Origin of the sequence: Halochromatium sp., assembly GCF_046541315.1 — a bacterium.
In the GTDB taxonomy this organism is placed as follows: Bacteria; Pseudomonadota; Gammaproteobacteria; order Chromatiales; family Chromatiaceae; genus Lamprobacter.
In genome coordinates this window covers 1-15,154 of sequence record NZ_JBKHDN010000052.1, presented here as the reverse complement: position 1 = coordinate 15,154, position 15,154 = coordinate 1, and the positions used below count along the sequence as shown (strand labels likewise).

The 15,154-nt window shown below is 65.7% G+C and carries 11 protein-coding genes; 3 read left to right on the top strand and 8 right to left on the bottom strand.

The window, feature by feature from the left end; genetic code table 11:
- The 3 genes from ACLFQI_RS05600 to ACLFQI_RS05590 form a co-directional block, all read left to right on the top strand.
- Positions 1 to 888: cytochrome c3 family protein (locus ACLFQI_RS05600; protein WP_410757896.1), on the top strand; the 888-nt coding region annotated here is incomplete at its 5' end.
- Entirely contained in the window at positions 885 to 1,487 is a 603-nt protein-coding gene (locus ACLFQI_RS05595; protein WP_410757895.1) for a cytochrome b/b6 domain-containing protein, read from the top strand. The genes ACLFQI_RS05600 and ACLFQI_RS05595, both read left to right, overlap by 4 nt.
- 88 nt (positions 1,488 to 1,575) lie before the next feature.
- Positions 1,576 to 3,867 carry a nitrite reductase gene (locus tag ACLFQI_RS05590; RefSeq protein ID WP_410757894.1) on the top strand — a complete coding sequence of 764 codons (2,292 nt, stop codon included), beginning with the start codon at positions 1,576 to 1,578 and terminating at the stop codon, positions 3,865 to 3,867.
- A gap of 34 nt (positions 3,868 to 3,901) precedes the next feature.
- On the opposite strand, the gene phnE (ACLFQI_RS05585) is transcribed toward ACLFQI_RS05590, so the two are convergent.
- From phnE (ACLFQI_RS05585) to ACLFQI_RS05550, 8 genes are all read right to left on the bottom strand, one after another.
- On the bottom strand, positions 3,902 to 4,753 hold the full coding sequence (gene phnE / locus ACLFQI_RS05585; RefSeq protein WP_410757893.1) for a phosphonate ABC transporter, permease protein PhnE: 852 nt from the start codon (positions 4,751 to 4,753) through the stop codon (positions 3,902 to 3,904).
- Positions 4,750 to 5,553, bottom strand: a complete 804-nt coding sequence (gene phnE, locus ACLFQI_RS05580) for a phosphonate ABC transporter, permease protein PhnE (RefSeq protein WP_410757892.1) — start codon at positions 5,551 to 5,553, stop codon at positions 4,750 to 4,752. Before phnE (ACLFQI_RS05580) ends, phnE (ACLFQI_RS05585) begins: the two co-directional genes overlap by 4 nt.
- Positions 5,550 to 6,617 (bottom strand): phosphonate ABC transporter ATP-binding protein, encoded by a 1,068-nt coding sequence (locus ACLFQI_RS05575; RefSeq protein ID WP_410757891.1) that lies wholly within the window; start codon positions 6,615 to 6,617, stop codon positions 5,550 to 5,552. Before ACLFQI_RS05575 ends, phnE (ACLFQI_RS05580) begins: the two co-directional genes overlap by 4 nt.
- A gap of 81 nt (positions 6,618 to 6,698) precedes the next feature.
- Positions 6,699 to 7,682 carry a phosphate/phosphite/phosphonate ABC transporter substrate-binding protein gene (phnD, locus tag ACLFQI_RS05570; RefSeq protein ID WP_410757890.1) on the bottom strand — a complete coding sequence of 328 codons (984 nt, stop codon included), beginning with the start codon at positions 7,680 to 7,682 and terminating at the stop codon, positions 6,699 to 6,701.
- A 99-nt stretch (positions 7,683 to 7,781) separates the two neighbouring features.
- Complete coding sequence (locus ACLFQI_RS05565) at positions 7,782 to 9,317, bottom strand: Mur ligase family protein (protein WP_410757889.1); 1,536 nt, start codon at positions 9,315 to 9,317, stop codon at positions 7,782 to 7,784.
- Entirely contained in the window at positions 9,310 to 11,655 is a 2,346-nt protein-coding gene (locus tag ACLFQI_RS05560; RefSeq protein WP_410757888.1) for a putative bifunctional diguanylate cyclase/phosphodiesterase, read from the bottom strand. The genes ACLFQI_RS05565 and ACLFQI_RS05560 overlap by 8 nt, the downstream gene beginning before the upstream one ends.
- Before the next feature lie 11 nt (positions 11,656 to 11,666).
- A complete protein-coding gene (locus ACLFQI_RS05555) occupies positions 11,667 to 13,586 on the bottom strand; it encodes a diguanylate cyclase (protein ID WP_410757887.1) in 1,920 nt (639 codons plus the stop codon).
- A gap of 175 nt (positions 13,587 to 13,761) precedes the next feature.
- Entirely contained in the window at positions 13,762 to 15,108 is a 1,347-nt protein-coding gene (locus ACLFQI_RS05550) for a diguanylate cyclase (protein ID WP_410757886.1), read from the bottom strand.
- Between the last annotated feature and the right edge of the window lie 46 nt (positions 15,109 to 15,154).

The following is a 15,154-nucleotide window of genomic DNA, read 5'->3' as shown; positions in this document are numbered from 1 at the left end:
GCCGGTGCCAATGCCGGTGAAGGCGGCGCCAACGACAGCGCCGAGCAGCAGGGCCTGTTCAAGGCTGACAGCCAGGACTGTATGCGCTGTCACTGGATGGAGACCATGGCCTACCGCGACCGGGACACCGGGCAGATCGTGAGTCTCTCGATCGACACTCGGGCCTACAGCCATTCGGTGCACGCGGAGCTGGCCTGCAGCGACTGTCACGCTCGCGGCTACGCCCATTATCCGCATCGCAGCAGCAGTGCCGATGAGGATCTGCGGTGCGTGACCTGTCATGAGCAACACCAGGACGAGGGCGCGCCGAACCTGACGGGGCTCGAGCAGGAGTACCAGAAGAGCGTGCATGTGACCGAGGACGTGGAAGACTTCACCTGCTTTGCGTGCCACAACCCGCACGCATTCAAGCCGTTGGTCGGCGAGCCGATCGCCAAGGTGGTCGAGCAGACCAACGCGACCTGCCTGAGCTGCCATGAGGACCTGCTGACGCCGGTGCCGAAGGGACATGAATGGTTGCCGAGGCCGCAGGTGCATTGGCATGCGGTGCGCTGTCTCGACTGTCACACGCCGGTAGAGGGGCGGGTGCCGGAGCGTCCCTCGCACAATGTGCTGGCGGCTGAGGACAGCAACCGCCTGTGCGTCGAATGTCATACCAAGGGTTCGGCACTGCTGAGCCAGCTCTACAACTATCGCGCCGAGCAGGAGCGCGAGCGCACGGGGTTCTTCTCGCAGGCAATTTATAACGACGCCTACATCGTCGGCATGACGCGCACCGCTTGGCTGGATTGGATCAGCCTCCTGGTGCTCGCGCTGACCGTCCTGGGGGTTGGCGCACATGGCTACGCCCGTTACCGTGCCTATCGCAAAGGGGAGAACTCGCAATGACCAGCTTCTATCTCTACCCGCTCTGGCTGCGGCTCTGGCACTGGACCAATGCGTTGCTGTTCCTCACCCTGATGGTCACCGGCGTCAGCATGCATTACAGCCTGAACTGGCTGATCCCTTTCGACACCGCGGTGCCCATGCACAACACCTGCGGGATGCTCCTCACGGCCTCCTGGCTGGCGTTCGTTGCCGGCAATCTCTGGGGCGGCAACGGCAAGCACTATCTGATCAACCTCCGCACCCTGCCGCGGGATCTGATGGCGCAGGTTCGCTACTACCTCCATGGCATCTTCGTCGGGGCGCCGCATCCGTTCCATGTCACGCCCGAGCAGAAGCTCAATTCCCTGCAGGCGTTGAGCTACATCGGTGTGATGTTCGGGCTGATGCCGATCCTCATCCTCAGCGGCTGGTCCTTCCTGTTCTCGACGGCGCTGCCGGAGACCCTGTTCGGGGTCGGCACGGTCTGGATCGTCGCGATGGTGCACCTCGCGAGCAGCTGGATGCTGGTGCTGTTCTTGGTCGTGCATGTGTACATCATCACCACCGGTACGACGCCGACGAGCAACCTCAAGGCGATGGTCACCGGTTGGCACAAGTAGTCATCGAGCCGCTCAGACCCCCTGGTGCACCTGGTGCAGCCGGGACCTGGCCATTCGCCGCGCCCATCGCCGTTCTTCTTCGAGATCCATGACCATGAACATCCGCTCCCTCTTTGCAACCAAGACGCGCCGCCGCGTGGCCATCGTGCTCGCGGTGATCCTGGTGCCGGCGGTGCTCTACAAGCTGGTCTATCCGCTCTTCTTCGAGGCCTACACGGGCGTGAAGAATGCACCGCTCACCTACGACACCCGCAAGCTGAGCGACGATGAGTTCGAGCAGTTGGCGCTGGAGTTGACCCAGCAGGCCCGGCGCGAGCGTGCCGCGGCGACCGTGCGCGAGGATCAGGATGATTTCGCGCGCGAGGTCAAGATCGACATCCTGATGAACACGCCCTCGTTCTTCGAGGAGGCCGATTACCAGCACATCGAATATTTTCGCAAGGCCGGCATTCGCGAGTACCAGGGGCCGGAGACCTGTCTCCAGTGCCACGAGACCATCGACATCACCCATGAGGACGGCACGGTCGAGACCGTCGATACCCTGGACAACATCGTCAATACGGTGCACTTCAAGTTTCAGAGCGCGGCTGGCGGCGCCTTCTCCACCTACGGCTACGATGGCCGCCGGGTCAATGCCGAAAACGCGCGCAAGATTCCGGTCGGCAAGATCAACCGCGCCTGCGGCATCCCCGGCAGCTTCTCCTGGACCGGCTGGGCGGCGCTGGTCGAGAGCCGGCCCGAGCATGCGCTGGCGGCCGAGGCCCAATCCTCGCCGATCGACGACGGCGCCGGTGGCGAGGCGGCGGCCGGAGCGCGCGCCGAATCAGCGGCCGGGCCGAGGCTCGCGGCGGACGACGGCGGCCATGCGCATGCCGCCAATGGCGAGGTCGTGCTGCGCAGCGAGGGCTGCGGCCAATGCCATATCGGCGGCAACTACCACCCGGCGACCGAGAAGATGATGCCGGTGGGCGGCGTGCCGGAGGAGGCGAAGCAGGGCATCGACTGCCTGATCTGCCATGCCGCCGAGTACGACATGGACCAGCGCTATGTGATCATGGACGAGACCGGTCTGCGCTGGAACCAGGATCGCAGCATGCGCTCGGCGATGACGGTTGGCCGCGCCACCAACCAGAACTGCCTCAACTGCCATCAGCACAACATGGGCGGCGATGCCTACATCCATAACGTCGCCGCCAAGCATCTCGGCGAACAACATCAGCGGCTGCTGCACACCGGCGCCAAGCGCGGCAATCCGTTCAGTCCGGAGGACGACGTGCATGCCGCGGCCGGGATCAAGTGCACCGACTGCCACGAGCCCAAGGGCCATCAGATCCCGCGTGGCCGCAAAGGGGTGGACCTGGTCGCGACCGATCTGCCGGACATCGACGTGAGCTGCGAGAGCTGCCATTCCAAGGCCCCGCATAATCTCTCCGAGCATCGCGCGCTGCTCAACGGCCATGTCGCGCGCCTGGCCTGCGAGACCTGCCATATCAAGCAGTTGCAGGACAACAACGTGGTCCTGCGCGACTGGGTGCATCCAAGCTGGGACGCAGAGGAAGGTATCTGGACGCCGACCGATGTCTATCGCTCCGGCGAGCCCGGCAAGGGCATGATGTACCTCTGGTTCAACGGCAACGGCACCTTCCTGGCCAACGCCCTGGGCAGCAACCCGGAGGGCGATGGCAGCTATGATCCGCTGATGAACCAGATCGCGCGCATCGACGATCCGGAGGTGATCGCCGCGGTGCGCGCCAAGGCCGAGGAGCTGAAGCAGCGATACCCGGATATCGATGTCGACCGCTATGTCGAGAGGGCGACCAACCCGCTCTCGCAGCTCTCGCCAGAGATGCTCGAGAAGCGCCGCCGGATGGTCAGCGAGAACCTGAAGTCGGCGATGGAAGACGGCGAGAGCCGCATCTACCCGTTCAAGCCGTTCAACGCGATGATGTTCGAGGACATGAACAACCAGGGGCCGTTCGGGGCGATGATCCTGCCCTTCGACTACGCGACCTATTATGAAACCGGCGACACGCGCGCGGCGGTGGCCGTCGCGATCCAGGACCCGATCGTCAAGCGCATGTACCAGGAGCCGTTCAAGCGCTACATGATGGACGAGTTCATGGCCTACTTCGGCGTCGAGGGGGGCTGGAAGACCCTCTACCCGCTGACCGGGGACGGCCAGCTCGCCCCGCAGGTCGAGCCGCACTGGATGCGGCAGATGGGCACCCTGATGGTCAACCATGGCATCCAGCGCGAGGGGCACGGGTGCAAGGACTGCCATCAGCCGGGCGGCATCCTCGACTACGACGCCCTCGGTTATTCGCCGGAGCGGGCCGCCGAGCTGTCATCGATGGCGATCGTCGAGGACATCGAGCCCTGAGAGACGGGCGCCGCTACCGCAGGGTCCGCGTTGCTCAGATCAGTCGCTGGCGGACCTGGGCGCTGATCCACTCGCTGATCAGCACCGTCGCCAGGATGACCAGGAAGATCAGCGTCACCTGCGGCCAGGCCAGGTTGTCGACCGAGGCCTTCAGTTGCAGCCCGATGCCGCCAGCGCCGACCAGGCCGAGCACGGTCGATTCGCGGATGTTGATATCCCAGCGGAACAGGGCGATGCCGGCAAAGGCCGGCAGGATCTGCGGCACGATCGCATAGTCGAGCACCTGCGCCGGGCCGGCGCCGGTGGCGCGGATCGCTTCGACCGGCTCGCGGTCGATCTCCTCGATCGCCTCGTAGAGCAGCTTGCCGACGAAGCCGATCGAGCGCAGCGCGATCGCGATCACCCCGGCGAGCAGGCCCGGCCCGAGGATGGTGACCAGCAACAGCGCCCAGATCAGCGCGTTGACCGAGCGCGAGGCGACGATCACGAACAGCGCCAGCGGCCGTATCAGGGTCGTGCTTGGCGTGGTGTTGCGCGCGGCGAGGAAGGCCACCGGCACCGCGATGACCAACGCGATCAGGGTGCCCAGGGTGGCCATGTTCAGGGTGTCCCAGAGTGGTCGCCAGAGCTGATCCAGGTACGACCAGCGCGGCGGCACCATGCGCGAGAACAGATCCCCGGCCTGATGCGGCGCGTCCCAGACGAAGGCCCAGATCTGATTCCGGGTCATGATCTCCCAGCAGACCACGAACAGCAGCACCAGCAGCAGCCAGCCGAGCCAGTGCAGCAGTTCCCGCAACCGGGTATGGCGGCGCCAGCGTGCCACGTTGACAGCCTGCCCCTTGACTCGTTCGCGCGGTCCGCGCTCGGCTGTGCCTGCGGTCATTGCAGCCTCCGCCGCACCCAGCCCGAGCTGTACTCGGTGAGCATCACGATCGCGATGATCAGGAGCAGGATCGCCGCCGCCGAGGCGTACTCGTAGCGGTCGAGCGCGGTGTTCAGCGTGGCGCCGATACCGCCGGCGCCAACGATGCCGATCACCGAGGATTCGCGGAAATTGATATCCAGACGATACAGCGAGAGTCCGATCAGGCGCGGCATCACCTGCGGCTGAATGCCGTAGTTCAGCACCTGCCACCAAGAGGCGCCGGTCGCGCGCACGGCTTCCGTCTGGGCCTCGTCGATGTCCTCGACATCCTCGGCGAGCAGCTTGGCGAGGAAGCCGATGGTGGCGAAGGCGAGGGTGAGGAAACCGGCCAGGGGACCGAAGCCGACCATGGCGACGAACAGGATCGCGATGATGATCTCCTGCAACGAACGCGAGACAGCGATGATCGCCCGGCACAGGAGATAGAGCGGCAGCGGTGCGATGTTGCGCGCGGCACCGATGCCGACGGGAACCGAGAGCAGGATGCCGACCAGCGTCGCGGTCAGCGTCATGGTCAGGCTCTCGATCAGCCCCTGCTGGATATCCTGCCAGCGGCTGCCGAAGTCCGGGCTCAGGAATCCGCCGAGGAAACGCAGCCCGCGCTCCCAGCCGTCGGCGGCACGGGCCCAGTTCACCTCCAGACTGCCGATGCCGAGCGCCAGATAGAGCAGGGCAGCGATGATCAATGCCCAACGCAGCCGCGCATCGGCGATCAGCGGCGGGCGGCGCCAACGCGTTGGATAGGCCGTGGTGCTCACAATGCCTGCGCGATGCCCTGATCGGTCGGCGGCGGCGGTCCCTGGTTCGCGTCCGCGCCCTTGCCGCCGGTACCGCCCGGCGTGCGGTCGCGCGCGCCGGTTTCATCGGCGTCGCCTGCCGCAGATGTCCAATCCTCCTCGCCATAGATCTGGGTCAGCACCGCTGGCGTGAGTCCGTCCGGCGGGCCATCGTAGACGATACGGCCGGCGCGCAGCCCGACGATGCGCATCATGAATTGCTGAGCGAGGGCGACATCATGGATGTTGACGATCGCGGCCAGCCCGCGCTCGGCGCAGACCTCGCGCAGGAGGCGCATGATCTGGCGCGAGGTCTTCGGGTCCAGGCTAGCGGTCGGTTCGTCGACCAGCAGCAGATCCGGCTCTTGGGCCAGGGCGCGGGCGATGCCGACGCGTTGGCGCTGGCCGCCGGAAAGGGCATCGGCGCGTTTGTTGGCCTGGTCGACGAGGCCGACGCGATCCAGCAGTCGGTAAGCGTTGGCGATGTCCGCGGGCGGAAAGCGGCGCAGCCAGCTGCGCCAGAAGGGCAGATAACCGAGGCGCCCGGACAGGACGTTCTCCATCACCGTCAGGCGCTCGACCAGCGCGAACTCCTGGAAGATCATCCCGATGCGCCGGCGTGCCTGGCGCAGTCCGCGTCGTCCCAGTCCGGTCAGCTCGATGTCGTTGCAATCCGAGCCGCTTGGGCCAGGCTCAAGGGCGGACTCGGTGCCAGCATGCAGCTCGGCGTCCGCGTCCGTTCGAAGGTGATCGACATCGCTGCCGGCCGCGCCATCGCTGCCGACCACGCCAGTCGCGGTTGATCGGCCTGCGCCCGGGGCCTTGCCTGGCGTTGCTTGGCGGCTCAAGAAGACCTGACCTGCGCTTGGCTCGACCAAGCGGTTGATGCAGCGGATCAGGGTCGATTTACCGGCACCCGAGGGGCCGATCAGGCCCAACACCTGTCCCGGCGGCACGCTCAGCGAGACCTCGTTGAGCGCCTGGTCGCCGGTGCGATACCGCTTGCTGAGACCGATGAGGCGCAGGCTGGCCGGTTGCTCACTCACAGTTTGCTCACCGTTGCTGCTCCACCTGCCGCAGGCTCGCCCGGCTCATCGCGGCTTACTGGATGCCGGGCGCAGCCGGGGCTATTTGCAATCGTAGGAGACACCGTTGGCGGCGTCGATCTTGCGGATCACCTCCCAGTGCTCCTGGTAGTTGATCGGGATGAACTGCGCCTCGCCGGACTGCTTGAACTCCTCCTGCAGCTTCGAGCCCTCCCAGGGGAAGCTGAAGAAGGCCTCCTTGACCTGGTCGGCCAGCTCCGGTTTCAGGTTGTAGACATGGCCGTAGCCGGTGGTGGGAAAGGTCTGCGATTGGTAGAGGCTAACGATCTGCTCGGGCTCGATGACCCCGCGCGCGATCATCCGCCGCAGCACCGAGTTGGCGACCGAGGCCGCTGGATAGTCCTTGTTGGCGACGCCGAGGATCGAATTGTCGTGCTTGCCGGAGAACACCGGCTCGAAATCGCGCTCGGCGACCAGGTCGTAATCGGCCTTCAGGATCGCCGAGGGCGCCTTGTATCCCGAGTTCGAGGTTGGGGAGGTGAAGGCGAGCTTGCCGCCCTTGATGTCCGCGACCTCCTCGATGCCGCTGCCGGGATAGGTGATGATCTCCATCTCATAGCCGTAGCTGCCGTCCTCGCTCGCCATCATCGCGAAGGGCACGAAGCCGGCGCAGTTGACCGCGAGCGGGTTCGAGCCGGTATTGAAGCCGGCCACATGCAAGCGACCGGCGCGCATCGCCTCGATCTGCGCCGCGTTCGACTGCACCGGGAAGAACTGCACCCGTTTGCCGGTGACCTGCTCCATGTGTTCGATGAAGTCCGACCAGACCTCGGCGTAGACGGCCGGGTCCTCGACTGGCGTGTAGGCGAAGACCAGCGTGCTTGGATCGATCCAGTCGGCGGGGTCGGTCGGGGCATCGGCGACCAGATCGCCGTTGGCGTCGGTAAAGCGCGCATCAAGGGCGAACAGCGGTGTTGCAAATAGGGCGCAGGCGAGGCCGAGCAGCGCGCGGCGGCTCAGCACGTGAAGCTTGGACGATGTCGATGAGTGGGTCGGTCGGCGCATCATGGTTCTCGGGTTCAAGCTGGAGGAAAACCGATTCGGTCGGATTCGATACCCGCTCAATTCTAGCGATCAATCATGACCCTTCGATGACGGCCGACCTCATCCGCAGGTCCAACCGAGTCGGCGACAATGGCGCAGCACCTGCTCGCGATCGCTGTACGGGTGCTTGACCCCGTGCCGGTCGATGTAAGGCTCATGGCCCTTGCCGGCGATCAGCGCGACCCAAGGCTCGTCGTCCGGCCGCGCGGCGAGCCGGTCGAACAACGCCGCGATGGCCTCGGCTCGATCCAGGATCACCGTTGGCGCTGGGTTGCAGTCGGCCATCCCGGCGAGCGTGTCATCGGCAATCGCCTGCGGCTCTTCGAAGCGAGGGTTGTCGGAGGTGAGGATCGCCTGATCCGAGCCGCGACAGACCGCGGCGCCCATCAGCGGTCGTTTGGCGCGGTCGCGATCGCCGCCGCAGCCGAAGAGGGTCAGGATCCGCGCCCGGGGGAACGCCTCGCGGATGGCGTCGAGGAGGTGCGCGAGCGCATCCGGGGTGTGGGCGAAATCGATCACGATGGTGCGCTGCCGATGGACATGGCAGTCGAAGCGCCCGGCGACAGGCTGCAAGGCGCGCCAAGGCGCCTTGGGTTCGATCCCGAGCAGGCGGGTCGCCAGCGCGCGGGCCAGCGCATAGTTGGCGCGGTTGTAGCTCAGTGCCAGAAATGGGCGCGCTCGCAGCGCCTCGCTGGGCAGGGGCGGTGCCTCGATACGGGTCACCGGAGCGCCGCGTCCGCGCTCGCTTCGCAGCCGGCGCTCGACCTCGACGCTGGTCGTCAGCAGCGGCACCCCGTCGGCGAGTTGATCGAGGATCCGCGCCTTGGCGGCGAAATAGCTCGCCTCGTCGCCATGGTAGTCGAGGTGATCCTGGCTGAAATTGGTCCAGGCCGCCGCCGCGAAGCGCAGCCCATGCACGCGCCCCTGGTGCAGCGCGTGGCTGGAGACCTCCATCACCAGGGTGTCGGCCTCGGCCTGGTACCGATGCAGGATGCGCCGCAGCTCGATGTACGGCGGCGAGGTGAAGCCGGTCTCGGCGAGCGGCTCGCCGTTCAGCGACAGTCCCAAGGTGCCGATGCCGAGCACGCGTCGCCCGGCCGCGCGCAGGATCGACTCCAGGTATTTGACCGTGGTGGTCTTGCCATTGGTGCCGGTCACCCCGGCGATGCGCCAGGCAGCCGGCCGTGGCGGGTAGAAGTGATCGCACAGCCGTTCCAGGGTCTCGCCCCAGGCGTCCGGCGCGGTGACCAAGATCGGCCGTCCGGCGAGCGGTCCGGCCTGCCTTGTCGATCCGGCGAGCAAGGATCCATCCCGCCGCGCCCCCTCCGGCGCCCGCGCCTTGGCATCCCGAATGCCAGCGAGCGGGCGATTGATCACCAGGGCGCCGAAATGGCTGTGCGCCAGATAGCGTTCGATGAGTTCGGCATCGCTCCTGCCGTCGTCCAGGCGCTGGAAGCAGAGGATCGAGCTTGGCGTGCAGCGCTCGGCGCGCCATTGGATATTGGTCAGACGGCGGGTGTCGAGCGCGTCGAGAGCGGGTGCGTGCGTGAAGCGGCAGGCGGCGAACACCGCGCGGAGCGAGGACGCCTCAGCCATCGCCCGCCTCGCCGCCGAGAGCGGCATCAGCGGCTAGGCCGCGACCCGGTTGCGTGAACAACGCCCGCCAGGGCAGGTCTTGGAAGAGCCGCATGGCGCTCGCGGCATCGACCGGCCGGGAGAACAGATAGCCTTGGCCGCCGCCGCAGCCGAGCCGCTGCAAGGTGGCCAGCTGCTCCGGCGTTTCGATGCCTTCGGCGATGATCTGCTTCTCGAGGGTTTCGGCGAGCCGGACGATGGCGGCGACGATGGCCTCGGTGCGCGCATCCTCGGTGATCCTGTTGACGAAGCTGCGGTCGATCTTGATGTAATCGAAAGGGAATTGGTGGAGATAGCTGAGCGATGAGTAGCCGGTGCCGAAGTCGTCCATGCTCAGCTTGAAGCCCTGGGCATGCAGCGCTTGCATGCCGGCCAGGGCCATCTCCTTGTCGGTGAGAATGGCGCTCTCGGTGATCTCGAGATTGATCAGCGAACTCGGGCAGCCGTGTTGGGCGGTCAGGTCGCCGATCTCGTCGGCGATCTGTTGACTGATGAACTGACGGCCCGAGAGGTTGACGCTCACCACCGGCGGGTCGGCGCAAGCCTCCGCCCAGACTACGGCCTGGTGGCAGGCCTCGCCGAGGATGAAGCGGCTGAGATCGAGGATCAGCAGCGTCTCCTCGGCCAGCGGGATGAAGCGATCCGGCGGCACCAGCCCGTGCTCGGGATGGCGCCAGCGCACCAGCGCCTCGAAGCCTTTGATGCGTCCGCTGTCGAGCTGGACGATCGGCTGATAATTGAGCACGAATTCATCGCGCTCCAGCGCGCGCCGGAGATCGCGCTCGAGTTCCATGTCCGCCAGTGCGCGCGCGTGCATGGCCGGATCGAACAACGCATAACGTCGCTCACGGCCCTCGCGGCGCTTGGCCTGATACATGGCGATATCGGCATCGCGCAGCATCGCCTCCGGCTGTTGATAACGGCGGTTGGCGAGCACGATGCCGATACTGGCGCTGGTGAAGATCTCCTGGCCGTTCACGGTGCAGGGCGTCCGCAACGCCTGCTCCATGCGTTGCGCCAGGACTTCGGCGGCATCGGCGCCGGTGATCTGGTCGCTCAAGATGAGGAATTCGTCCCCGCCGAGGCGGGCGATATGATCGCCCGCCTCGAGGCAGGCGCTCAGGCGTTGGCCAATGGTGACCAGGAGGCGATCGCCGAGACTATGACCTAGGCTCTCGTTGATGGTCTTGAAGCGATCCAGGTCGAGGAAGAAGAGCGCGAACCGATAGCCGGGCTCCTGGTGCTGGCGCTGGATGGCGGCTTCCAGGCGCCGGTACATGAAGGCACGATTGGGCAACTGCGTGAGTTCATCGCGGAAGGCGTAATGCCGCAGGCGTTCCTCCGCCTCCTTGCGCTTGCTGATATCCCGGCCGATCAGCAGCAAGCGGCCGCGCTTGGCCGGGCCGATCCGGACCAGGCTCATCTCGACCCAGAACGGCTGCCCGGTGGCGCTGCGCAAGCGGCATTCGACCTGTTCGGCACGCCCGGCCAGGGCACGGCGCCAGCGCCGGCGCCAGGCGATGAGGTCGGGGTCGTCCAACCAGTAGATGAGCGCGCGCTGCTGGAGTTCGGCGAAGTCGGCGCCCACCAAATGTTGGGCCTGGAGGTTGGCGTCGAGCAGTCGGGCGCTATGGCCGTCGATGACCAGGAAGGCGTCCTGCGCGCTCTCGAACAGGATCCGGTAGTCGATCCTGGCGTTCTCTAACGCCTGGGCCGCTTGGCGTTGCTCGATCAGCGCCAGATAGAAACCGAGGATGGCCTCGGCGATCGCCTGATCGCCGTTCTCGAAGGTGAGCGGCATCTCCAGTGGCTGTTGGCGGCGATGGGCGAGCAGGAGCACCTTGCCGCCGTGCGCGGCCCAGAGCCAGTGCTGGAGACCCTGCGCCCGTAGCGCCTCGCTCATCTCGGGCACCCTTGGCGCCGTGAGTCGAGTGGAGGGTTGCTCCGGGACCGGCGCCGAGGGCGACAGTCGAAAGCTCGTCTCCAGGCCGAGCGCATGCTCGACGACGAGCGCGCCGGCAGGGGTTTGCGCCAGTAGCGCGGCGCAGTCGATTTGCAGGATTTCCACCAGCAGCGCGACGAGATGCTCGCCGAGCGATTGGTCGACCCGCTCATCGGTGGTTTCCTCTCCGGCGAGCGCGTACAGGCGTTGGACGATGCGCGCGATCAGACGCTGGCGGGCGGCATCGCGGCGCGCCGCCCGCAGTTCGTGACGCGCGCGCAGCAGCCGCGCGCCGAGTTCATCGTACTGGTGACGATAGAAATCGATGGCGTGTTGGCCTGTCTGCGTCTCATCCATCGAGCGGTTCCTCAGGTGGTCTGGTTGCGGTCCCGCGCGCTCGGGTCGATGCTGTGGATGCGCTTGTTGTGGTAGAAGCAGACCCGGTTGCGTCCGCCGGACTTGGCGGCATAGAGCGCTTTGTCGGCGGCGCTCAACAAGGCATCGAAATGCTCGTGCTCGGCTTCTCGTTGCGCCGCGCCCAGGCTGATGGAGAGTTGGATGCGATGCCCGCCACAGTCGATGTCGAGCGCGGCGATCCGCCGTCGCAGGCGTTCGGCGACGACGATGATCTGCTTGATGTCCAAAGCCGAACTCAGTAACAGGAACTCCTCGCCGCCCATGCGGTAGCTGCTGTCGCCTTGGCGGGTATCGGCCTTCAAGGCCTTGGCGACATCGGCCAGCACCTGATCGCCGGCGGCGTGCCCGAATTGGTCGTTAATGCGTTTGAAATGATCGATATCGATCATGATCACCGACATCGGCAGGTTGGAGCGCTCGCTCACGCTCCAGGCCTGACCCAGGGCCTCGATCGCCGAGCGGCGGTTGGGCAGGCCGGTCAGCTGATCCGTCAACGACAGCACCTCCATGCGTCTGTGACTCAGCGCCAGTTCGTTGGCGATCCGGCGCAGTTCGGCGCGATCATGCTCCCATTTCGCTTGCAGATCGAAGAAGCGCCGCACCACCACCAGATGGGCATCCAAGGCCTGTTCGTCGATGTCCTCGGGGATACAGGTGTCGGCCCCGGCGGACAGGGCTTGGGTGACCTGCTCGCTCTCGTAGCCATCGAGGATCGACACGAGATAGACCGTTTTTCCCCATTCGGTCGAGCGAATCAGCCGGCAGAGCCGGTCTTTCTCGATGCCCGCATCCTCGCCAATGAAGATCAGCTGGGGTTGAATTTGCAGCGCGAGCCGCAGGAATTCGTTCTGCTCGCGACAGGCGTGGACATGGATCGATCTCGCCTCCAGCAGTGATTGCAGGGCATGATCGCCACCCTCGGCATGGATCAACAGGGCTTGCAGTTTGCCCCCCGGGGAGCTGCTCGCGGCGGGATCATCCTCGGACGCGGGGGTATCGGTCGGCGGCAGCGGCGCGGCCGGGATATCCAGGATCTTCGACCATTCCTGCCATTCGTTGACGCTCTGTTTCAGCAGTTTCGAGAGCTGGTCGATGGGCAGGTCGAGGCGTCTGGCGAGGGTCTTGGTCCGGTTCGCCTGGCTCGCCTCGCCGATCCCCTTTTCCAGACAGGTGGTCGAGAGTTGATAGGCGAGGTGGAACAGCGTCGCCAGCTTGGCCCCGCGCGAGCGCTCCTCGAAATCCGCCTTGCTTGAGTGCTCATGGAATTTGGCCGGCTCCACCAGGGCCACGGGGAGGCCGAAGTCGATCAGCATCTCGGCGGATAAATCATTGTGGTCGAAGCCAAACTGCTGGCGCTCGGCGACGCCGAGATCGCCCGGGTGCGCCTCGATGAGTACGGAATAGGCCTGGGGAAAAATGGTGGCGAAGGCGAGGATGCCGATGCGCATCATCAGCGCGCAGGTGAACAGCTCCTCGGGTGGGGCGACGCAGGTGGCTCGGCCGAGTTCCCGGGACACCAAGGCCATGAGCAGGCATTGCGACCAAAACCCCTGATAGTCGAAGGCTTGGCAGCGCTCGTCGTAATGGTTGACATCGATGACCGAAAACGCGACGGCCAATTCGCCGACGCTCTTCAGGCCGATTCTGACCACGGCCTCGGGGATCGAGGTGACGGGTCTGAGGCCGGTGTTGGCGGAGTTGGCGAGTCTGAGCAGGCGGCCGGACAGCGCCGGGTCGCTTTGCACCAGATGCGCGATCTGGTTGATGGTGGCATGCTCGTCCTCCCACAGCTCCATGATCGCGAGCGCGACGCCATTCGGGCTCGGGAGCTTGTCGGCCGCGTTATCGAGGAGTGTTCTCGCTGTGCTCAAGATGGATCTCCACGGACGAACAGCATCGGGCGTTGCGTATCCGCATAGTACCCCGCATGCGGGGCAGGGCAAAAGCGGATGCGCGCACGCGCGAGGGGGGCGCTGCCCTGGCGACGCGTGGTGGAGGCGGTTGAGGGAGGCGATTGAGGCGGCGCGTCGAGCCTGTCGGCGCGGTTTAGGTGACGGGCTCGAGTTCGGCGCAGTAGACCCGATTGCGGCCTAGGCGTTTGGCTTGGTAGAGGCAGCCGTCGGCGCGGGTGATGACCGGGTCGGGGGTGGCGTCCTGCGCGGTGGACTCGGCGATACCGATGCTCAGCGTGACCCGAATCGGCTGCGCGGCGGTGTTCAGCGTGGTCTCGGCGAGCGTACCGCGCAGCCGTTCCAGCGAGTGTTGCGCCTGCGCCGCGCGGGTCTCAGGCATCAGCATGATGAACTCCTCGCCGCCCCAACGCGCGATCCAGTCCGCCTCGCGGGTCGATTGGCGCAGGCGCTGCGCGACGTCCTTGAGCACGGTATCGCCGACGCTGTGGCCATAGGTATCGTTGATGACCTTGAACCAATCCAGATCCATCATCGCCAGGCAATAGGGTTGACCGCTGCGCTGGCTTTGCGCATGCACCCGCCGCAGCACGCCCCAAAAGCTGTTGCGATTGGGCAGGTCGGTGAGTTGATCGTGATTGGCGCGATACAGCAGTTCGCGCTCGGCACGCTTGCGCTGCGAGATATCGATGTGCACGCCGATCGCCAGCCGGCCGCGCGCGGACGCGTCGCGCTCCCAGATGCGACCGTGATCCTCGATCCAGACCCAATGCCCGTCGCGGTGACGCATCCGATACTCGCCCTGGAAGTCCGCCCGCGCGCCGCAGATCGCGCGTTCGATCGTCTCTTTGATCGCCGCGGCATCCTCCGGGTGCAGTTGCTCGCGCCACCAGTCCAGCGACAGGGAGACCTCGCCGGGCCGATAGCCGAGCATGGCCAGGTAGCGAGCATCCGCCTTGGCCTTGCCGTTGACCAGGTTGGTGCAATAGACGCCGATCCCGCTCGCATCCAGGGCGATGTCCAGGCGTCGTTGCGTGCTGATGAGGCGTTGTTGCATGGCATGCTGTTCGCTCACATCCAGCACGAATCCAACCAGCTCGGTCTGGTCGGCCTCGCTCTCGGGTAATTTCGCGCCAAAGATCTGGACCACGCCGGCCCGACCGTCATCGCCGTGGAGGTTGAGCGTGAGGGTGAAGGGGGTTCCGTAACGGTCGCAGATGCGTATCGCCTCGCGCAGTCGCGGCCAGTCCTCGCGGGCGAAATAACGCGCATGCTCCTCGAAACTGGGTTCGCCGAGGGCGGGATCGCGGCCCAGGATCCTGAATACCTGGTCCGACCATTGCATGCAACCGCTGGCCAGGTGCAGACGCCAATGCCCGAGGTGCGCGATCGATTCGGCGACATCGAGCAGTTGGCGCAGACGCCTTAGCTCACTCAAACCATCGGCTTCTGGCGCCCGTTCATGGGTGTAGAGCATGCTCATGACAGCCTCCTGCCTCAACGGCATACCACGGACTGATTTCTCAAGG